This window comes from Pontibacter aydingkolensis (assembly GCF_019443125.1).
GTDB lineage: Bacteria > Bacteroidota > Bacteroidia > Cytophagales > Hymenobacteraceae > Pontibacter > Pontibacter aydingkolensis.
The window spans coordinates 281,227-304,259 of the sequence record NZ_JAHYXK010000002.1; the positions used below are offsets into that span (position 1 = coordinate 281,227).

At 45.8% G+C, this 23,033-nt stretch carries 12 protein-coding genes; 5 read left to right on the top strand and 7 right to left on the bottom strand.

Annotation, left to right across the window (positions count from 1 at the left end):
* Positions 1-6: 6 nt before the first annotated feature.
* Entirely contained in the window at positions 7-594 is a 588-nt protein-coding gene (locus tag K0O23_RS03580; RefSeq protein ID WP_219876021.1) for an acyltransferase, read from the bottom strand.
* 99 nt (positions 595-693) lie between these two features.
* A complete protein-coding gene (gene prmC / locus K0O23_RS03585; RefSeq protein WP_219876022.1) occupies positions 694-1,548 on the bottom strand; it encodes a peptide chain release factor N(5)-glutamine methyltransferase in 855 nt (284 codons plus the stop codon).
* Between the two features lie 175 nt (positions 1,549-1,723).
* On the opposite strand from prmC, the gene ribD reads away from it, so the two are divergent.
* Together ribD and K0O23_RS03595 are read left to right on the top strand one after the other, a co-directional pair.
* On the top strand, positions 1,724-2,752 hold the full coding sequence (ribD, locus tag K0O23_RS03590; RefSeq protein ID WP_219876023.1) for a bifunctional diaminohydroxyphosphoribosylaminopyrimidine deaminase/5-amino-6-(5-phosphoribosylamino)uracil reductase RibD: 1,029 nt from the start codon (positions 1,724-1,726) through the stop codon (positions 2,750-2,752).
* A gap of 92 nt (positions 2,753-2,844) precedes the next feature.
* Entirely contained in the window at positions 2,845-3,327 is a 483-nt protein-coding gene (locus K0O23_RS03595) for a GAF domain-containing protein (RefSeq protein ID WP_219876024.1), read from the top strand.
* A 392-nt stretch (positions 3,328-3,719) separates the two neighbouring features.
* On the opposite strand, the gene K0O23_RS03600 is transcribed toward K0O23_RS03595, so the two are convergent.
* The 4 genes from K0O23_RS03600 to K0O23_RS03615 form a co-directional block, all read right to left on the bottom strand.
* Complete coding sequence (locus tag K0O23_RS03600; protein WP_219876025.1) at positions 3,720-4,403, bottom strand: phosphatidylserine decarboxylase family protein; 684 nt, start codon at positions 4,401-4,403, stop codon at positions 3,720-3,722.
* Positions 4,404-4,524: 121 nt separating this feature from the next.
* Positions 4,525-5,799: a Glu/Leu/Phe/Val family dehydrogenase gene (locus tag K0O23_RS03605; protein ID WP_219876026.1), complete on the bottom strand. Its 1,275-nt coding sequence runs from the start codon at positions 5,797-5,799 to the stop codon at positions 4,525-4,527.
* A 94-nt stretch (positions 5,800-5,893) separates the two neighbouring features.
* Positions 5,894-6,721: a phosphatidate cytidylyltransferase gene (locus K0O23_RS03610; protein WP_246596903.1), complete on the bottom strand. Its 828-nt coding sequence runs from the start codon at positions 6,719-6,721 to the stop codon at positions 5,894-5,896.
* 62 nt (positions 6,722-6,783) lie between these two features.
* Positions 6,784-7,764, bottom strand: coding sequence for a CPBP family intramembrane glutamic endopeptidase (locus K0O23_RS03615; RefSeq protein ID WP_219876027.1), 981 nt, complete (start codon positions 7,762-7,764; stop codon positions 6,784-6,786).
* A 53-nt stretch (positions 7,765-7,817) separates the two neighbouring features.
* On the opposite strand from K0O23_RS03615, the gene dusB reads away from it, so the two are divergent.
* From dusB to K0O23_RS03630, 3 genes are all read left to right on the top strand, one after another.
* Positions 7,818-8,807: a tRNA dihydrouridine synthase DusB gene (gene dusB, locus K0O23_RS03620; protein ID WP_219876028.1), complete on the top strand. Its 990-nt coding sequence runs from the start codon at positions 7,818-7,820 to the stop codon at positions 8,805-8,807.
* A 371-nt stretch (positions 8,808-9,178) separates the two neighbouring features.
* Positions 9,179-10,018 (top strand): DMT family transporter, encoded by an 840-nt coding sequence (locus K0O23_RS20355; protein WP_449579707.1) that lies wholly within the window; start codon positions 9,179-9,181, stop codon positions 10,016-10,018.
* Between the two features lie 485 nt (positions 10,019-10,503).
* Complete coding sequence (locus K0O23_RS03630; RefSeq protein ID WP_219876029.1) at positions 10,504-16,425, top strand: Ig-like domain-containing protein; 5,922 nt, start codon at positions 10,504-10,506, stop codon at positions 16,423-16,425.
* A gap of 111 nt (positions 16,426-16,536) precedes the next feature.
* Here K0O23_RS03630 and K0O23_RS03635 read toward each other — a convergent pair whose 3' ends face one another.
* Positions 16,537-22,425, bottom strand: coding sequence for a T9SS type A sorting domain-containing protein (locus tag K0O23_RS03635; protein ID WP_219876030.1), 5,889 nt, complete (start codon positions 22,423-22,425; stop codon positions 16,537-16,539).
* Positions 22,426-23,033: the final 608 nt, after the last annotated feature.

Sequence of the window (23,033 nt, forward strand, 5' to 3'; positions counted from 1 at the left end):
GTTCTGCTATTTATTTACTGGTTCTGATCTTAAAATGCATTCACTATGCTGTAGTAGGTATACTTCGCCGGTTTCAGGGCATGTAGCCTCGCCTGTTTGGTTAAACTCCAGCTTTTGCCCGTAACGGCTTACCCACCCATGCTGCACCGCCGGCACACCATACACTAAGGCAAAAGCGGGTACATCTTTTGTAACAACTGAGCCTGCTCCCACCATCGCATATTGGCCTATCTCCACGCCGCAAACAACTGTTGCATTAGCGCCTATACTTGCTCCTTTGCGCACCAGTGTATTTTTAAACTCGCTCTTCCGGTTAACAAAGCTACGCGGGTTAATTACATTGGTAAACACCATCGATGGCCCCAGGAAAACATCATCCTCGCAGATAACGCCGGTATAAACAGAAACATTATTCTGCACCTTCACGTTATTGCCCAGCACCACATCCGGCGACACCACCACATTTTGCCCGATATTGCAGTTATCCCCTATCCGGCAGCCCGGCATCAGGTGCGAAAAGTGCCAGATACTGGTACCTCTGCCAATAAGGGCCCCTTCATCTATCACCGCCGATTCGTGTGCAAAATGGTCCATTGCTGCTTGTTACTGCTAGTATCTGAAAAGCTTGAAGTATAACTATCTATTAGCTTTACGCTGACAAAGATACAAGTTTATAGTATAAATCAGGCCCTACTACTTTACAGCTTTTACAATCCGTTCTTTGCCATACAGATCCTGCACCACCTGTGCACTACCAAAGCCGCTATCTAAAAGCAGTTGCTTTACCTCTTGCCCATACTTTTCGTTTATTTCAAAGTATAATTTACCACCAGCTTTAAGCAGTTCATAGGCAAGTATGGCTATGCGTTTGTAGTATTTAAGCGGATCGGTGTTCAGCACGAAAAGTGCCAGATGCGGCTCATATTCCAGTACGTTTTCACGCATTTGCTCCTTTTCAAGCTCCAGTACATAAGGCGGATTACTGGTGATGATATCTAGTGATGCAGAGGCTATACTTTGCACCGGCTCAAACACATCTTGATGCAGCCAGCGGATAGGCAGGTTATACCTTGTAGCGTTAATTTCAGCTACTTCCAGCGCTCCGTCAGACACTTCCAGCCCGTATACTTTTCCCGTGTTCAGGTTAGCAGCCAGCGCAATCGGAATACAGCCGCTCCCGGCACAGATATCCAGTATATGTAGTCCTTTTTGACCTTGATGCTCTTTCACTACCAGGTCAACCAGTTCTTCTGTTTCAGGCCTGGGTATGAGTACACGCTTATCCACAAACAAATCCAATCCATAGAAATGCGCCTCCTCCATCACATACTGTATTGGTTCATGCTGTTGCAGGCGTTTAATAGCTTTCTTGATAATTGCCTCTTGCTCTGTCGTTATCAGCTCCTGCTGTTTCAGGCTAAGCTCCAGCCTCGATTTCCGGAGTACGTGCTGCAACAGCCGTTGCGCAATTGCCCCTGCTTCGGGCTCCGGGTAAGCCTCCTGTATACTTTGCCTGATGTGCTGCTGGGTTTGCTGTACTGTAGCCACGGTTATACTTGCTTTATTTCAGATTTAGGTATCTTTGCAAAAGTAGGTTATTGGGAATTATGAATGATAAATTCTGAATTAAGAATTACGTGCTGATGTGCAACAGGGATTACTTTACACTTTGACTCTTTATTTTTTATTAACTCAAAAACCCTTTAACTCTCTAACTCAAACGATGTCCGACGAACTGTACATGCAGCGTGCTTTAGAACTTGCCAGGCTGGGCAGTGGCTATACAAGCCCTAACCCGATGGTTGGCTGTGTGATCGTGCACGATGGGCAGATAATTGGGGAAGGGTGGCACCAGCAGTATGGCGGACCTCATGCAGAGGTAAACGCTGTAGCCGCTGTAAAAGATAAAAGCCATCTGCCCTTGAGTAAAGTATACGTAACACTGGAGCCCTGTTCCCACTTCGGCAAAACACCTCCTTGTGCCGATTTGTTAATCAGCCACGGAGTAAAGGACGTGGTCATCTGCAACACCGATTCTAACCCACTAGTGGCCGGACGTGGCATTAAAAAACTGTTCGATGCCGGCGCACAGGTTAAAGTGGGTGTACTGGAGAAGCAAGGGCTGGAACTTAATAAACGCTTCTTTACCTTCCACAGCAAAAAGCGGCCATTTATACTTTTGAAGTGGGCTGAGTCTGTTGATGGTTTTATAGCCGGAGTCGATTACAAACAGGAACAGATAAGCGGAAAACTGGCGCAAAGGCTGGTGCACAAGTGGCGCTCAGAAGAGCAGGCTATTATGGTAGGCAGCCGCACAGCGCTTTACGATAACCCACGCCTGAACACACGCATGTGGAGCGGCCAAAACCCGCTACGCATTTTAATAGACAAAAAACTGCAACTACCTAAGCACCTGCACCTGTTTGACAAAAGTCAGCCTACCGTAGTCTATAATTTTGTACGTCAGGAAGAGCAAGAGAACTTATACTTTGTGCAGCTGCACGAGCAGGAGCCTTTGCTGCCACAGATCATGCAGGACTTACATAGGCGCAATATACTTTCTGTTATGGTGGAAGGCGGCACTTTTCTTCTGGAGAGCCTGCTGCAGGCTAATCTCTGGGACGAGGCTATGGTTTTTAAGAGCAAGTACAAGAACTTAGGAGAAGGCATTAAAGCGCCTAGTATGATTTACGGCCAGTTGCACGATATCCAAACTTTAGGCCCGGACCATTTGTTGCACTACCGGAATTAGTTATTAGTTTGTAGAAACAACTACATCAACATTTAGCAAATTAACAATCAAATATTCAGTCATTCACTCAAACACTCATTTACAATTAAAACATGGCCGAATCACTTTTAGTAGACCAGAGCCTCAGCAAAGAGGAAAAGTATAAAACGTTGCTTCCGCAGATAGAGGCACTTGTAACCGGCGAAACCGATCTTATTGCCAACATCTCCAACTTAGTAGCAGCCTTAAAGCAAGGCTTCGGCTTTTTCTGGGTTGGCGTATACTTTAACAAAGAGGGCCAACTGGTGCTGGGGCCGTTTCAGGGGCCAATTGCCTGCACGCGCATACCTTACCACAAAGGCGTTTGCGGTGCCAGCTACACACAGCAGCAAACTATACTTGTACCAGATGTTGAGGCTTTTCCGGGCCACATTGCCTGCAGCAGCGACTCTAAATCAGAGATTGTGGTGCCAGTGATAAAAGATGGAGAAGTAAAACTGGTACTGGACGTGGATAGCGATAAACTAAACGACTTCGACGAAGTTGATAAGAAGTACCTGGAGCAGCTGATGCAGTTGGTTGCTAGCTGGTATTAGGTTCGTTATTGGTTGATCGTTATTCCTTATTGGATTGGGTTCCTGCCGCGAGTTTAGCGTAGCGCAACTTGTGGTTAAATATGGCAGCAGTTTTCAACTGCTTTGCTTTGAAAAAGCAAGGGCTACGATGGCCTGAGCTATACTTTATACTTGGTAACAGGCAATAAAGTATAAACTGCACAATGTACATTTTTCTGCTTACGCAGAAAGCAAGTTGAAAACTTGCCATCATGTATAGCCACAAGTTACCGCTGCGCTCAAACTTGCGGCATGAGGAGAAATCCTATTAATCCTAGTTCTGACAAACAGAAAGGCCGCTGCAATTTATACTTGCGGCGGCCTTTTTATTATTTCTTTTGTCTTTTGTCAAATAGTCCTTTATCAAAAGTAGTCTATCCAAACAATGTTGGCGGTGGCGTCTTCAGCTGTGCAATCACTGTTTGTCCGCCTTTTGTTTTCTGGCCTAGTTCTGCTTTAATCTCTGTATCCAGTGGCACGAAAATATCCACGCGCGAGCCAAACTTGATAAAACCGAACTCTTCGCCCTGGCTTACCTCGTCGCCCTCGCTTACATACCACACAATGCGGCGTGCCATAGCTCCGGCAATCTGACGGAAAAGTACCTCAGGGCCGGCCGTAGACTCCACTACAACGGTAGTGCGCTCATTTTGGGTGCTTGATTTTGGGTGCCAGGCTACAAAGTAATTGCCCGGATGGTATTTAAAATACTTTACGATGCCTGAAACCGGGTTGCGTGTAATGTGCACGTTTATCGGCGACATGAAAATAGAGATCTGCTTGCGCTTGTCCTTAAAATACTCCGGCTCTTCTACCTCTTCAATTACCACTACCTTACCATCGGCAGGAGCTATAATTAAATCTTCGTGCAGCAGCAACGTGCGGTAAGGGCTACGGAAAAACTGTAGTATGAGCAGAAAAAGGACTACGGAAACACCGGAGAAAATTCTGTTAAAGGTATTGTTTTCAGGGTTGAAGTTGTAGAGCAGTAGGTTTAGCACTACCAAGATCAACAATGTAAAAAATAGAATTCTTCGTCCTTCTTTATGAATTTTCATTCGTGTTTGAGTTATCCGCAGGTACTTTATAACTTATAATAGCCCATCCGGTTTAGTGGATGGGCTATTATCCTGCTTCAAAATTATATAAACTTTTGAATTTTCTTATAAAAAACTTCTCTTAGAAGCCACCGCGATACTTGTACGTCATGGCAACTTTATCAATAGCCACAATATAAGCAGCAATACGCATTGGTACGTTATACTTCTGCGAAGCAGCGTAAACACGCTCAAAAGATTCATTCATAATACGCTCAGCACGCTCATTTACGCGATCCAGCGTCCACTTAAAGCCCATGCGGTTCTGCACCCACTCAAAGTATGACACCGTAACGCCACCAGAGTTTGCCAAGATATCCGGCACAACCATAATGCCTTTCTCATTGATAATTTTGTCGGCTTTGTAAGAAGTTGGTCCGTTTGCACCCTCTACAATTAACTTGGCCTGTATTTTATCAACATTATGGATTGTGATAACGTCTTCTACGGCAGCTGGTACCAGCACATCTACTTTAGTTGTTAGCAGTTCGTCCGGATCCATTTGCTCAGCGCCTTTAAATCCTTCCAGGCGGCCGTTGTTACCGTTCTTGTACTCAATGGCTTCTTCAATGTCGATACCGTTGTCGTTCCAGTAAGCACCGCTTACATCACTCACGCCTAATATCTTCACGCCACGCTCAGCCATCAGTTTGGCAGCCCATGAGCCTACATTGCCAAAGCCTTGCACTACAGCAGTAGAGTTAGACGGATCCATACCCAGTTTCTCCATAGCAGCCATCGCCGATACCATAACACCGCGGCCAGTTGCCTCTACGCGGCCCAGTGAACCACCCAAAACAAGTGGCTTACCCGTTACCACCGCATGCTCTGTAGAGCCTTTGGTTTTAGAGTATTCGTCCATTAACCAGGCCATTTCGCGCGGGCCAGTGCCCATATCCGGAGCTGGAATATCGCGGTCTGGTCCGAAAATATCTACCAATGACTGTGTATAAGCTCTTGTTAAGCGCTCAATCTCACCAGCAGACATAGAGTATGGGTCGCAGATGATACCACCTTTGGCACCACCATAAGGAATGTCTACTACAGCACATTTCCAGGTCATCCAGGCAGCAAGGGCCTTTACTTCATCCAGGAACACATCTGGTGCATAACGGATACCACCTTTAGACGGGCCCAGAATAGTAGAGTGCACTACACGGTATCCCTCAAACACACGCACTTTGCCATCATCCATCGTAACAGGCACGTTAACGATTACCTGACGTGTAGGCGACTTTAAAACATTGTATGTTTCTTCGTCAAGCCCCAGCACCTCAGCAGCAATATTGAAGCGCGACATCATCGACTCGAAAGGATTTTCCCTATCCTTGATCGGTGCAGGCTCTTTATATAACATAATCTACTATAAAAGTTTAGCGTTGATTAATGAGTTTATGGCAGTAAAGTTGAGAATTATACTTACAACCCCAAGCAGATAAACGAAAAATATTTTAGAAGATTTTAAGGAATGTCACTATAAACGGGATAGCCATCAGCAGGCTATCGAAGCGGTCGAGTATGCCACCATGGCCGGGAAGCAGCGTTCCGGAGTCTTTCACCCCCAGGCTGCGCTTTAGTAAAGATTCCGTTAAATCGCCCAGAACACCGAATACGGCAACAATCAAGGCAACGCCTATCCATTGGTAGGTTACCAGGTCAGTAAAGAAGATCGAGAGTACATATCCAACCGCAACTGCCAGCAGTGTTCCCCCTATCCAACCCTCCCAGGTTTTACCCGGCGAGATGCGTTCAAAAAGCTTGTGCTTGCCAAAATTTTTCCCGGCAATGTAGGCGCCTGTGTCGGAGGCCCAGATAAGCAGCATAAGGCCAAGTATGGGTTGCCAGCTATATTCATCATCTACATAAGCCAGTGTGTGCAGCAGCCCAAACGGCCCGGCTATATAGGCAGCCCCCATCAGCGTAAAGGCAATGTTGGTAAAAGGCTGAGGGTGTTTACGGTACATCTCCAGAATAAACAATATAAAGACCAGCGGAATAGACAAAAAGAGAAGCTCCACCTCCATTACCCCCTTCTCCACCAGAAAAACCGAAACAAAAAAAACAGCGCCCAGTGTTATCCCTGCCCCACGATGTGGCATGATACCCTGCACTTGTACTAGTCTGTAAAACTCCGCGATGCCCAGCAGTGTGAGCCCCAGAAACACCAGGAAATATGTCCACTCGCCGATAAGTATACTTCCTACAAAGATGGCTGCACCCAGCACTCCCACTATTATTCTCTGGCTTAAGTTGCTGAGTGTAGATAATTTATCTCTCATGTAAGGGTTTGTTCGGCTTATCGCCTGTAAATTTATGTTTTCGTAAGATTGGCCGCAGCCGGTTAGTATTCTTCTTCCTCTTCTGTCCGAATCCCGGACTCAGCTTCGGCTATACTTTCCTGGCGCACCGGAAGCGGCGAAAACTGCAGATACAAATAATACAGCACTCCAGCCGTTAAAGCCAGCGAAATAAGAACCCATATCCATGGCATAGCCTCTGTGCTTTCCACATCAAAGTCTATTTTGCCGGTTTGCTGCAAGTATAGCAAAAATACCGTAAAGCCGTTGTTTACAAAGTGTGCTATTATAGGCACAATAATACGACCCGACCAGAAGTATAAATACCCGAACATCGCGCCCAGCACCATACGCGGGATAAAGCCAAAAAACTGGATGTGTATAGCCGCAAAAACGATTGCAGCAACCCAAATGGCTACATGCGTGTTGTTAGTCCAGCGGTGCAACTGGCGCTGTAGCACGCCCCTGAATACAAGCTCTTCGCCGATGGCAGGTATAACCGCCACCACTATAATTCCAACTAACAGCTTCTGTACAGTGCTAAAATCAGCAATAAGCTTGGTGAGTTCTGCCATCTCATCTTCCTTGGCTCTCGCCCACTCTCCAAAGCCTCTCATAAATTCCGGCAGTTCCAGCTTCGCGTTCCAGTCAATTACCAATGAGTTGGCCGGCATCAGCACCACAATCAGAATACCGCTTAGCAGCAAAAGCAGGACCGACGGTTTTACTTTCCAGTTTAAGTATGTATCCAGGTTATAGCCAAAAGACTTCAGCAGGAACAGCGGGGCTACTACAAAAGAAAAAAACTGCAGCACTCCTTGCATCAGCAGCATAATGTTAGCGCCACTGGGGTGTGTAGCCGGGTTTTCGGCAATGGTGGCAAACTCAAGTATACTTATGCCAAAGACCCATGTAACGAGTATGCTGAACACAAAATAAGCAACAAACATACCCGCCGTCATAAATGCCAGCAGCAATAATATTACCCAAAATGGGTGCAGATCTTTGGAGATGAAACCTTTCATACTAAAGTTTAGGTTTAATTGACGTAAATTTACGCGAAAAATTAGATTTTGCTTTGGTAAAGATAGCGAACATAGAGTTGGGTGAGTTCCCGCTGTTGCTGGCACCGATGGAGGACGTGAGTGATCCGCCGTTCCGTAAGGTGTGTAAGGCTAATGGCGCAGATTTGATGTATACGGAGTTTATATCTTCGGAGGGTTTGATACGCGATGCAGCCAAGAGCGTGCAGAAGCTGGATATCTTTGATTATGAGCGCCCTATAGGCATTCAGATTTTTGGCTCCGATATCGATTCAATGCGCGAAGCAGCTATTGTATCGTCGCAGGCAGGTCCTGATCTGATAGATATTAACTACGGTTGCCCTGTAAAGAATGTAGCCTGTAAAGGTGCCGGCGCTGCGCTGCTGCGTGATATCCCTAAAATGGTGAAGATGACCGAGGAAATCGTAAAAGCAACGAACTTACCGGTTACCGTTAAGACCCGTTTAGGCTGGGACGAGAGCACCAAGTATATTGTAGAGACTGCAGAAAGATTGCAGGATATTGGCATACAGGCACTAAGTATACATGGCCGCACACGCGTGCAAATGTATAAAGGCGAAGCCGACTGGACCTTGATAGGAGAAGTTAAGAATAACCCTCGCATGAAGATCCCGATCTTCGGTAACGGCGACATCGATACTCCGCATAAAGCCCTGGAGTACCGCAACAAGTATGGCATAGACGGCATTATGATTGGCCGTGCAAGTATAGGCTATCCCTGGATCTTTAATGAGATAAAGCACTACATGGCAACCGGTGAAACGTTACCTGGCCCAACTTTAGAAGAACGTGTAGAAGTATGCCGTCAGCACTTTACGCATTCTTTAGAGTGGAAAGGCGACAAACTGGGGATCTTTGAAATGCGCCGCCATTACACCAACTACTTCCGTGGCTTGCCGCACTTTAAGCCGCTGCGCATGAGACTGGTTCAGTCTGAGGATATCCAGGAAATTTACGACACCCTGGACGAGATTGCCAGCACGATGGCTTACGAAGAAGCCTAGTAAAGTAAAGAATTAGAAAGTTAAAGAGGTAGAGATGTAAAGGCGCAATATTTTGCGTCTTTATACTTTAAAGACTTTTCAGGCAGAGCACACTCAGCAAGAATCAGGTTGGAAAAGGTAACACTGTTTTAGAAAATTGTATCCATAAAGTATAACAGCATTGTATAAAGCGTCCCGGTACAAGTATCCTGCTGTAGCAGGTAGTAAAAACTTTAAATGCTAAAGTATATACAGGTTAATTTGATAATCAGACTCTTTACTTTTGCAATGCTCAATAAGCGCACACTTTTAATTTTTATACCATCAAAACTGCAACACAAACTAAACAAGAAACTGCCACAGCCACGCCTGCTTTAGCTTGGTTTCTAATCATTATACTTGCGCTTATCTGGGGCACTTCCTTTATTCTGATCAAAAAGGGACTGGTGGTTTTTTCTTCGGATGAGTTGGGCGCACTGCGTATTGCCATTGCTTTTCTTACGTTATCTCCTTTTGCCGTAATGCACCTGCGTAAGGTAGAGCCGCATCGCTGGAAATATTTAGCTGGAAGTGGCATCTTAGGAAACCTCTTGCCTGCGTTCCTGTTTGCCTATGCCGAGACCCGCCTGGCAAGCGGCCTGGCTGGTGTGCTTAATTCGCTTACTGCCCTGTTCACTCTACTTGTTGGTGCCATGTTTTTCAGCCAGTCTATTACCTGGTTGCGCATGCTTGGTATTGTTGTTGGCATTGTGGGCACAGCCATACTTATCTTCTCTGGCAATGGCAGCGCCGACATGGATAACAAGTACTATGGCCTTTATATTGTGGTAGCCACTGTGTGTTACGGTGGTAGTGTAAACATTATTAAGCACCGCCTGCAAGGCATGAAGCCTCTGGGAATGTCGAGCATGGCCTTGCTTACCGTTGCACCGTTTGCTATAGCCTATTTATTTACCACTGATGTGGTTGGTAAGCTGCAACATACGCCTGGTGCCTGGGAAGCACTTATGTATATTGCCCTGCTTGCCATATTCAGCACTGCTGTTGGACTGGTGCTCTTTAATAAGCTTATCCATATCTCTACCACGCTGTTTGCCAGTTCCTCTACATACCTTATTCCGATAGTTGCGCTCATGTGGGGCGTGCTTGACGGCGAAGCCATTCAGTTATGGCACTACCTGGGCATGATAGTTATACTTGTTGGCGTGTTTATTGTAAACCGGGCAAAGTAAACTTCACGACACTTAACAACAGAGGGGCGGCTGTTTTAAAACAGCCGCCCCTCTGTTGTTGATACCCACCTGTTCAGTTACTCAACATAAATTCATATTTCATTGTATCACAACAAGATAAGCCTTTTATTCGCTTCAAGAATTAGCCAGACAGTTGTACAACACAAAATACAGTTCATGTACATTTAATGTTATCACATCATAAATGGCTGATAATCAAATACAACTATTTTCAGGAAAACCACTTGCATTAGCAAATTCTTGCACTAAATTTAGAGCGCCAAATTTAATTTGAGCAAAAATTAGTCTAATCTATCTACTTAACTAACCTATTTATGCAAAACCTTTACTGCTGTACAGGTCTGGGGGACTTGTATGCTGTAGTATGGCAATGTCGCATCAGCAGCACATGCTCTACACAATTTTTTCCTTTAGCACAACATGTGCGCGTTTGTCAATCCTACACCTCTTAAGCTGGCGCACTAATGAAAAAAAGATTTTTAACATTGTCAGCGACTATCCTGTGGATGGCCGCCACATCTGTTTATGCACAGACGCCAAATATGAGCAGTAATCGTGCAAAAGCAGAAAGGGAGATATCTAAAGTTACCAATACCGCGCAGCTAAAGAAACTTTCAAATGAGTCACGCATGGCTTACACAGCCAACAAGCAGCGTGCGCTTGATCTTGCTAAGCAAAAGAACTGGGCTATACGCCAAGTAAATAAAGACGGCCAGGTAATGTCGCTTGAAGGAGTTGATGCACTGGGGTTTCCGATCTATTATGTGACAGAGAACAACACACGTGCAGCTGCATCAGTTAAAACCGACCAGCTTTGGGCAGGTGGCTCTACAGGTTTAAACCTGAGCGGAAGCAACCCTGCTTTGAGTGGTAAATTGGGTGTTTGGGATGGTGGCCTTATTCGTGGCACGCATCAGGAGCTAACTGGCAGAACAGTTAACCGCGACAACTCGACTGCTATAAGCGACCACGCCACTCACGTAGCTGGTACTATGATGGCCAAAGGAGTAAACCCACTGGCAAAAGGCATGTCTTTTGGTGCCCCAAACATACAAGGCTGGGACTTCAGTAATGATGTAGCAGAAATGATGGATGCAGCAGCGGGCCTGTTAGTCTCTAACCATTCCTACGGTACTATTACAGGTTGGTATTATAACACCTCCCGCGCCGGAACCACGTCAAACCCATTCTGGGAGCTTCGTGCCAATCCAAACGTAAGTGCTACCGAAGATTATAATTTTGGATATTATAATACTACAGCCCAGGATTTTGATAAGATAGCCTACAATGCACCGTTTTACCTGATCGTTAAATCGGCTGGTAACAACCGTAACCAGACAGGCCCTGCCTTAGGCCAGCCTTACTGGAAACTGAACGCCTCTAGTGCATGGGTACTTGAGCCGCAACGCCAGGCAGGTATCAGCAGCAACAACAGCTATGATATTATCTCAACTTATGGCACTGCTAAAAATATCTTAACAGTTGGTGCCGTAGAACCTATTCCAAATGGCTGGCAGCGCAAAGAAGATGTGAGAATATCTACTTTCAGCAGCTATGGTCCGACTGACGATGGCCGTATAAAACCGGATGTTGTAGGCAATGGTGTGGCAGTTATGTCTCCTGTAGGCACAGCTAACGACGCATACTCTTCTTATAACGGTACTTCGATGGCGGCCCCTAACGTATCGGGATCCCTTAACCTGCTTCAGGAGCATTACTATAATAAGTACGGCATGTTTATGCGTGCTGCCACACTTAAAGGACTTGCCATACACACAGCAGATGAAGCCGGCAATACTGGCCCTGACTATATTTATGGCTGGGGTTTATTAAACACTGAACGGGCTGCCAACGCAATTACCAACGCTGATGGCAACTATGTGCTGCAGGAACGCAACCTTGATCAGGGTCAAACTTATACTTTTACAGTTACCGCTTCAGGCAAAGGCCCGTTGGTGGTTACCATCTCCTGGACAGACGTTGAAGGCGTAGTATTGCCTATTGCAGCTAGCACGCTTAATAACCGTTCTCCGCGCCTTATAAATGACCTGGATATAAGAGTCGGCAAGGGCTTGGCAACTTACCTGCCTTGGATACTTGACCCTAACAACCCGGCAAACCCGGCAGGCTTTGGCGATAACATCCGTGATAATGTGGAGCAGGTATATATTGCAAATGCAGTACCAGGCGAAACTTATACTATCACTGTTAGCCACAAAGGTACTTTAAGCAGAGGTCCGCAAGCTTACTCGCTGCTTGTAAGCGGTGCTGGCGGTGCAGAATATTGTGCATCCGGAGCGATTTCAGATACTGACTCTAAGATTTCCGCCTTTAGTTTCGGAGGTATAAACAACACTACAACTGCCTGTGCCACTTACTCTAACTTCACTAACCTGATTGCTACAGCACAAGTCGGCCAAACACTGCCTTTGTCTTTAACGCTGGGAACATGCGACGCCGACTACGACAAGATTGCTAAAGTTTATATCGACTGGAACGGTAACGGCAGCTTTGATGATGCAGGTGAGTTAGTTGCTACCACTCCTGTCATGAGTTCATCAGGCATATTCAATACGAATGTTACAGTACCTCAGTCTGTGGCTGTAAACACACAAACAAGACTACGCGTTGTATTAGTAGAAACCAATAACGCTAATGCTGTAGGCTCTTGTGGCAGCTATGCAAAGGGCGAAACTCAGGATTACCTGTTACAGTTTACCAACCCTACTAAAGACATCGGTGTAGCTTCATTACTTTTTCCGACACAGAACCTTTGTGCTAACCCGGCGCAGCCGGTTTCGGTGCTTATACGCAACTATGCATCAGAGGCACAAAGCAATTTACCTGTAAACGTTACTGTTACAAGCGAAGGGGCAACTGTTGCCAGCTTTAACACCGTTTATACAGGCACTTTAGCGGCTTACAGCGAGGCACGTATTATTTTACCTGGTACATTCGCTGTAGAAGCAGGCAAAACGTATACTGTAACCAGCCAGGTAACATTAGCCGATGATCAATACCAGAGCAATAACCAGCGGACAGACATACTTCAGGCAAGTGCTATACTTACTGCTCCAGTTGCAACAGCCACTACCTGCGGAACTTCGCCTGTTGCCTTAAAAGGGTCAGGAGAAGGCACTATTTACTGGTACGATGCTGAAACAGGCGGAAACCTGATGGCCGTTGGCAACAATGTTTTAACAACTACTCCTCCGGCTGGCAATACATACTATGCCGCATTCAATGACTTTAGCGGAAAAGTTGGCCCGGCTACGAAAGGCGCATTTACAGGGGGTGGCTACGGCCAATACTCCCCTTCTGTACTTGTTACAGCACATGCCCCGTTTGTACTTGAAAGCGCCAGACTTTATATAGGCAGCCCAGGAAGAATTACATTCTCGGTAGAGACGCTTGCAGGAGCCCCTATATCCAGCACAACCCTGGATGTAACCAACACACGAACTGCTGTTGGCACTGAAGATGATCCTGCAGACGGAGGAGCAGTATACCCGCTTAATCTTACCTTCCCTGCTGCAGGCAATTACCGAATTTCTGTCAGCTTCGAGAATGGCGCTACTATTTACAGAAGCAATGCTGGAGTATCCGGCTATCCGTTTAGCATTGCTAACGTAATGTCTATTACAAGTAATACAGCCACTGGGACGCCACTTAACTTCTATTACTACTTCTTCGACATGAACATCAAGGCGATGGGATGTCCTAGTTCAAGAGTAGCTGTTCCTGTAACACAAAGCCCTGAAACTGTTGCCCTCATCACACCTGCCTCTGCAACTACCATTTGTACGGGAAGCTCTGTACTGCTACAGGCTAATACAGGCGAGGGATTAAGCTATACATGGTATAAAAACGGGACTACCATTGCAAACGCAAACGGAGCTACTTACGAGGCTACAACTTCTGGCAACTATACTGTAAACGTTACTTCTGAACGTGGATGCCCGAAGCTTTCGGAAGCTGTAGCGGTAACTGTTAACCCGCTTCCTCCTGCGTCAATTGCAATTACCCAGGATGTTAACTTATCTATGTGTTTGGGAGAAGGCTTTACACAGACATTGCGCGCTGTTACCAGTACGACACACAGCAGCTATACTTACCAGTGGTATAAAAATGGCAGCCAGTTAGAAAGCGCTACCTCAGCTACGTATGCAGCTACAAGCAATGGCTCTTATACGGTTGAACTGAGTTCTTCTTGTGGCGCCCCTATTGCATCTGCACCAGTTGTCATCAACAATGAGGCACCGCAAATTACAGCGGCACCGGCAACTACATGCCAGGGTAGTAATGCAACTCTAACAGCACAGGCTACATCAGGTAAACTATTCTGGTTTGATGCTGAAACAGGAGGCAAGTTACTCCAGGTTGGCAACAGCTATACTACACCAAACTTAACGCAGAGCAGAAACTACTATGTAGCTGCAAGTAACGAGACAAAAGGCAAGCTAGGCTCTACTAACCACAGCTCAGGAGGCGGCGCTTCTAACTTTACAGGTGGCCGCATGTACTTTAATGCCTCAGTGCCTTTTGTACTTGAAAAAGCTACTTTAAATGTTGCAACAGCCGGAACTATGACAGTGGTTATAACTGACAAGGATTTAAGCAATACTATTATCTCTAGTGTTACCATCAATGTAACTTCTGGAGTTAAAGAGTATGATCTGGGTCTTATTATTCCTGCTGCTGGCAATAACTATGGCATCCAGGTTTCTGCGTTTGGAGGCGGAGCAACAGCTTACAGAAACAACTCTACGAACTCTGCTCCATATCCTTATACTTTAGCAGGTATTGCCAGCATAACAGGCAATAACCAGTCGGTACCATCAAGCTTCTACTACTTCTTGTACGAGTGGCAGGTAAGCGCCTCCAGTTGCCAGACAGCAGCCAGAGTAGAGGCTCCTGTTACTGTATCTCCAACTACAGTTGCGGGCACGCTTACAACCTCTGCAATAGAAGTTTGCTCAGGCAACAACAGCGGTACCGTTATGCTTAGCGGTAACACTGGAAATGTAGTTAACTGGGAAAGCTCTTTAGATGGCACAAACTGGACAACAATAACCAGCACCGCAACATCTATACCTTTCGAGAACCTGACGGCTACAACAAGCTACCGCGCAGTAGTACAGAGCGGAACCTGTGATCCTACAACCACACAGCCAGTTACAATTACAGTAACTCCAGCTACAGTTGCAGGCACATTAACCGCCTCTACAGCCGAGGTTTGCACCGGCACAAATGTAGGAACTCTTGCGCTGGCAGGCCACACAGGTGCTATTGTGCAGTGGGAGCAATCTACAGATGGCACGAACTGGACAATTATCACACAAACTGCTGCCTCTCTGGAGTTCAGCAACTTAACCAACTCTACCAGATACCGTGCTTTGGTGAAGAACAGTGTTTGTAGCGAGGCTTACACAAATGTAGTAACGGTAAAAGTTAATGGACTCCCTATAGCTACCATCACAGCTTCGGGTGCTACCACTTTCTGCCAGGGCGGCTCTGTAACACTGTCTGCTCCGGCCGGCACTGACTATACTTATTTATGGTCTAACGGCGCTACCACGCAAGCTATAAATGTTATGGAAGCCGGTGATTATACTGTTACTGTAACAGGCACAGGCAACTGCTCTGTTACGTCTGCAGCAACTACTGTAACTGTAAATGAGCTACCTACAGCCGCTATTACAGCTGATGGCCCTACTACTTTCTGCCAGGGCGGAAGTGTAACGCTGGCTGCAACAGAAGGCACCAGCTACCTGTGGTCTAACGGTGCTACTACGCGCTCAATTACAGTAACTGGATCAGGCAGTTACACCGTAACTGTTACAAACGCTAAAGGTTGCTCTGCAACTTCTCAGGCAACTGTTGTACAGGCTAACGAGATACCAACCAAGCCTGCCATAGTACACAACGGCCATCTGCTTGCGTCAAGTGCTGTCAGTGGTAACCAGTGGTATCTGAATGGAGTTGCCATCTCAGGTGCTACATCGCAAACACTTACAGTAACAAAATCTGGCAACTATAGTGTTATAGTAATTAGCGCCAGCCAGTGCGTATCTGTAATGTCTGATGAGGTAACAGTAAATATCACAGCACTTGCAAAAGAGAGCGAAGCTGTTAACGGCGTACAGGTTTATCCTAACCCTAACACAGGCAGGTTTACTATAGGTTTTACCGTAAACAAAACAGAAAAGGTGAAGCTTGTACTTGTAAACAGTATTGGCAAGGTACTTTATGAGAACACACAGAGCAGAGTTGCTGGTACTCATGAAGAGCAGGTAAGCCTGCACAACCTGCCAACCGGCGTTTATATTCTACAGATACACACTAACGGCAAAGTACTTAACCGTAAAATTGTCGTAAAACACTAATTCATTAAGTTTAGCTTATATAAAAACAGCCCCTGCAATATTTGCAGGGGCTGTTTGCATTAAGGGTGAATAGGGTTTTATAGTTAGGTATCAGGAATTATAGGGTTCTTTTTATTCTTTCATGAGTTTCAGGCGCTGCAATTGGCCACCGGTTTCTACCGTTACCACATACATGCCCGCCGAAATCGTTTTGCCTGCAGTATCCAACACAAGGTTATTTGTGCCTGATTCTATACTTCTAGTTTGCTCCAGCAGCACTTTCCCGGCTGTATCATATAGTCTGATCCTGGCCGTTCCTCCTGCTTCTGCCGGTATACTTAAACTTACCAGAGTCTGAAATGGGTTGGGATAAGCTGTAACAGCAAGGCCTGTCTCTTTATCGAACGTTAATGCACGCGGACCATAGTATCTCATACGACCGTCAAAGTCAACCTGCCTTAGGCGATAATATCGGGTTCCTTGCTTGCCTGGCTCTTTATCTGTAAAAGTATAAAGTATAGCTACCCTGGAGGTACCAGTACCTTTGCTAACAAACCCGATCTTACGATACCTTTGTCCGTCCGTAGACACCTCTACTTCAAAGCCCTTATTATCATCTTCGTTTGTTGTTGTCCAGGTTAGTATGGCATTCTGGCCTTTTTTCTCAGCTTTAAAATAACCCAGGTCTACAGGCAACGGGCTCATACGGTCCCCGAGGGTAATGCGGGTCAGGCTGTTTACACCAGTTAAGGCCACAGTTTTACGGGTTGAGTTGCGCGTAGTATTTTCCTCTGGCTGCAGGTACCAAAGCACATCATCCGTAGTGCTATAAACACTCAGGTTACCTTCCTGGATGCTGCCTATTTCGTGCAGGAAGTATGAGAGCGTGATCGTGGCATTCAGGTTTTCGTTGGTGCCGGCTGGCAAAATCCTGAAGTTGCGCTTTGCGCTGTTGCTGTTCAGGCCAACTACCGCGCCTGTCTCACGGATAACAGTTACCATGCCCGATGCTATATCTGAGTCAATTGAAAGGCCAATGTCTCCGAAAGTCTCCAGCTCTGTACCTAACAAACGTTGCGCCTCTACGAGCCCGGTAACATAGTTATTCTCGTCCTCTACAACTCTGGCTGTATTGCCAAGTATAAATTTGTTCGTGCCTGTTAGTACAGTGCCATTTGTCAGCCTTAGTTCGTTTGCAACAGTTGCATTCGCTGCCAAGGTTTTCTCACTGCCCCCCGAAACGAGAATGCTATTATAGTATAAACCAGGTATAGACTGCGCTCCTGTACCGTTAAAGTTTAGTATGCTATTGTTTACAAGCATATCTGCACTGGCGCTGCCTGCTAAAGTATAAGATCCGGCCACTCCGGTAGTGCCTGCCTCTAATGTTTTTGTTCCGGCATTTTCAAGAGACAGGTTTCCGTAATTTACTGCTTTAACTGTTTGAGCGCCGCCGTTGTACACCATGTTGCTGGTCTGGTTAAAAGTATAATTATCCAGAACAGGTAACGTGTTAGTTCCTCCAACCTTAAGCGTGGCACCGGCCGCAACAGTAAGGCTTGTGTTTGTTGTGGTGGCTGCTTTGGTTATCGTTCTGCTGCCCATATCAAACGTTCCGCCATTAATATTCAGAGCCTGCAAAGAAACCACATCAGCCCCTAACGTAACCGCAGCATTCGACTTGGTGATTTTTAAATTGCCAATGCTGATAGGTGTACTTGTCGATGTTATACTTGCCGCGTCTGCACCTATAAAATCAAGTTCAGCCGAAGTCGCGTCAAGCGATGCGCCATTGTTAGTCAGGCTACCTTCCAGCCTCACGTTTTTATTGATTATCAGACTTGCTCCGGCGTTTACGGTTAAATCATCGATGGTTGTGCTGCCATTGCCGTTCAACTGTACGCCAACCCCTGTAAATAACAGGTTCGTGCGTACTGTATTTAGGGTACCGTCGTTTTGCAGATTAGCGGCGAGTGTAAGATTGGCAAGTGTATTTCCACCAATTGCTGCACCCGCATCTATTAACATATTGTTGGCAACCTGCGTGTTACCCTGTAGCGATTTGGTGCCGCTGCCCTGTACCGTTAAGTACCCATAGGTAACAGGCGCAATAGACGAGGACCCGGCATCATAAATTACAGTACTGTTCACACCTAGTGTATTGGTGGTAAAGTTAGTCGGGAAGCCTACTGTACCTCTCGTAAGTATGGTAGCTCCGTCTGCAAGTTGTAGTGTTCTGCCTGTTGTGCTACTGTTTACCGTATGACCATTCATCACCAGCGTTCCGCTCTGCACATCCAAGTTTCCGTTTAGGGCCAGGTTACCGGTAGTGGTTAAGGTTGATGTCTTGTTAACAGTAAGGTTGTTGAACGTAGTAGCCGATACTGTTTGTGCTGCCCCCCCGGAGAAGGTAACGGTGCTGGTGCCCGGCAAAAAAGAGGCCGTAGTAGCCGTAGCCCAGTTTCCTTTCAGGTCGATAGGTGAACTGTTAGCCACCAGCGTACCGCCTGTTACACTTACTCCTCCAGCGATATCCAGCGAAGGAACAGAAAGTGACAGGCTGCCTGATCCACTGACCGTCAGGTTACCGGCCATGGTTTGTGCTGTTCCTGAAGTATAGGTGGCAGTAGAAGTGTTGGGTTTGTTGATGGTGAGGTGATGATAGGCTACTGCAGCCACAGTTTGTGCACCTGTGCCATTGTAAGTTACCGTACTTGTGCCCGCAGTAAAGCTTGCGCCAGAGGTGTAGTTGTAGTTACCCCCAATTGTCAGGTTGCCGCTGCCTAAGGCTATGCTTGCCTCCGTAAGATGCTCTATATTTCCGGCAACTACGATACTACCCGATGAACTTGAAAGAGCTATGCTGTTACCTGTGCTGCCGTCGTTCAAAACCAAATTACCGCCTACAGTCAGGCTGTTGCCGTTTGTTGACAGCGCATGCACAATACTACTACCTGCCCCAACTGCTGTTAGGTTATTTGTAACGCTAAGCGAGCCGCTTGTCAGGTTCAGATCTGTTTTACCTACACCTTTAAACTGCAGGCTATTAATACTTACTGACGAATTAATTTCAGGATGGTTTGCCGGAACTACTTCCCCAAATATAGCTATATCGCTGTTTAACGGTGTAGAAGTAGCAGCCATTGCCACACCATCCGTTACATCAAACCAGTTGCTGACTTCCTCCCATGCCGTGTTGGTTCCTCCCACCCAGGTATAAATGCTCGGACTCGACGACATGGTCCAGTCGCCTTCTATACTGGCTAAGCTTGTTCTGCTCACCCAGTTCTCGGTGCTATTGAGGCTCGTTCTGCCGTAGGTTCTCCATTTAGCCAGACCTGTATCGTAGTGATAAAGCTTGAGTGCGCTTTCGTCGTTGCCATTCAGTTCAGCATCACGGTACTGCAATTGCAGGTTAACACTTTCATAGGTTCCGGATGGTATACTAATGGTATACTTTCTGTTAATAGGGGTACCGATAGTAAAATCGTTTATACTTTGAGAAGTTGACACTACCGTAACCTCATTAATATCCAACGGTGCCGCAAAGTAAAGCTGTGCATATGGCCCGTTAAAGGCATAAGCTGTGCCATCAACAAAGGCATGGCTTCTGGTTAAAGTACCGACTACCCAACCGTTACCAGTTCGATTACTCAGAAGCGTTACCTTACTACTGCCTGTTATAACATCACCGTTTATCATTTGCAGGTTTGTAGCTGTTACCTCATTATTGAGTGTAACTGTTTGGCTTGAGCTTGTCTTATTTAGCGCCAATGTGTGGAAAGTGGTGGCGCCGGTTATACTTGAGTTGGCTCCTCCTGCAAAAGATACGGTGCCGTTGTCGTGGTTAAAGGTACCGTTGTTAATCCAGTTACCGGATACCGTATGAACAAAGGCTCCAGCATGAAAGGTGGTGCCTGTTGCCAGCGTGATATCGCCGTTCACAGTTACTGCCCCGCCAGCCGTTTTAGCGCCTGTGTTTGAGAGCACTAGATGGTGGTAGTTGGTGGATAATACGTTTTGTGGGTTTATACTATTGTAGTACACGTAGCTTGGTATGGTAGTGCTCACATCAAAAGTGGAGCTTCCTGTTTTAGTCATGGCACCTGCAATGTACATGTGCGAACCGCTAAGCATCTGCATCTTTGTGCCCGTAACAGCTGCATTGTACAGGTAATGGGTATCTCCGAAAGTAGAGGTACCGCCAAAGCTTACTATACCCGCTGTCGCCACCAAGGCACTAGCTCCGGCAAGCGAGGAGTTAATGGTAAGAGAGCTCGTAGTTGAGGTGGCGTTGGAAATTCTAAGCCCCCAGAAGTTCATACTGCCTGCTCCGGCTATCGTCTTGCTTGCTCCCGACATAATTACTGTACCTGCACTTGCTGTAAAAGACTTACCTGCGTTTGCTGTAAAATGGCCGTTTACAGAAAAGCCAGAGCCAGCTGTTACAATACCATCTATAACCAGGTTCTGGAAATTTATATTAGAGCCATTAATGGATTTGCTGCTACTGTTTTGCATGGTAATGGTACCATCAGCTACCTGATTTAGTCCGCCGGGCGCGGTTATGTTTCCGCGTACGGTCAACGTCGGCACAGTTATACTTGTACCCGCTCCGTTTAAGGTAAGATTGTTAAACTCTGTTGTACCCGCCGTGCTGGATATGGTTCTGCTGTTGCCCGTCATTGTTACGGTGCTGGTGTTGCCAACAAAAGTCCCATTAGCTGCCCAATTACCGGCAACAGTATGCGTAGCGCTTCCGCCGTTAAAGGTAGTGCCTGAACCAATTGTTACATTACCGCCTATATTTAAAGCCGCACCTGCTGTATAGCTTACAGCTCCTGTACTGGTAAAATTACCGGCAACTGTCATGGCAGTTGTTGGCATTGTTTTAGTTCCGGAAGTGCTGAGTATTAAGTGCCCATACGTGTGGTTTGCCACTGTCTGGTTGGTGCCATAGTATTCTACTGTGCTGTTTGGGTCTAGTGTGTATGTTACAAAGTTGGCAGGGAAGGTATTTGTCCCTCCAATGCGTAGAGTTGCTCCGGGCGCTATAGTTAGTAAACCACCCGGGCTGGAAACTCTGTCGAAAGTGTAGGTTCCCAGGTCAAGTGTACCTGCATCTACTGCAAGTTGGGTGCCCTGTGCACCAAAAACAACACTATTCCCATTTAGGGTTTTGGTGCCATTGCCGCTAACCCGGATTATGCCATAGGTAATGGCACTTTCTATTACCTGATCATTACCAGCATAATTGATAGTACTGTTGGTGTACATTGTGGTGGGCTTGATGGCGTAATTAGCATAGAATGAAGAACCATTAACTAGCGTAGTAGCTTTTACGAATGCAGTACCACCGGCACCAATTACAAACGTTGTACTCCCAGGCATGCTTACAAGATGTGCTCCCGGATCCAAGGTGCCGTTTATTGTTAGCGTCGGTTGCACATTAATCGAATTGTTGGTTGTTGTAAGCGAAATCATATTAATCCCTGAGGCTAGTTGAATGCTTCCTGAAACCGTTAAATTATTAAAGTTATTGGTACTTGTTCCCCCGATAATTTTTCCAATGCCAGAAAAGGTTAGCGTAGGATTTTTGACACTTTGTGCTCTTGTCGATTTCCCTTTCGTGTATATGGTCTCAAGGTAGATATTATTATTAGTCCAATTACCCTCCACAAGTATATCAGAACCTTCATTTTCTATCTCACCATTAGCTAAAATGGTTACATTACCGCGCACAGCAAGCCCCTTGTCCGTCGAAACCAGAACTTTTGCAGCCTTGGTACCACCGCCTACAGTAAGCGTTAAGCATTCAGCTAGTGAGATCTCGTCTACTTCGGGAAGCGTTTTACCTGTGAAGGCTGCATCGCCAACTATAACATGCTTGGTTGCATTTGGCACACCGTTAGACCAATTAGAAGCTGTAGCCCAATCGTTATTATTAGTACTGCCAATCCAACTTGTAGTGGTTTGTGCCTGCACTACACAGATTGGCAATGCCATTAATAAAAGCAACACGAAAGTATATTGTCGAACTTTCCTTAGGAGGGTAGAAATACTCATAAGCGGACATTTATCAGACAAACTAATTAGTTGGTAACTCGATACTCACGTCCTCCACTTGGAGAAATGCAAAACCTGTAATACTTAGAGCTAAAATTGAACTGGATGGCAGATACGATACCTTTATAATTGTACCATTATATAGTTTATAAACAATCAAGTAAAATATTTTACTATTTGGCACGATTAAAAATTGATAACTACGAGAGCAAATAAGCCATTTTTGAAACTTGAGATAAATATATATGAATTTACTTTTATATCAAATAAGTGTGTTGCACTTATTTATGCATTTTTATAACTAATACAAACAATAGTATGCCACAATGTTGCAACAGCAACTTGATCTTAGTATAAGTCAATTTTTATTTTAAACTAATAACAGCAAGTCTTATAAGGCTTGTTTTCAAACCTTTAAAATAATCTCGTTTTGACCTCGCAAATAGTAGCTAGGGTATATCATAAGATAAAGAGCACTAGCTATCATGCTTAATTTATATTTGGCCCAATCAGCTTGGCTTTAGTCTCTTCCTCAATAGATATAGCAGGCACAAAAAAAGAGG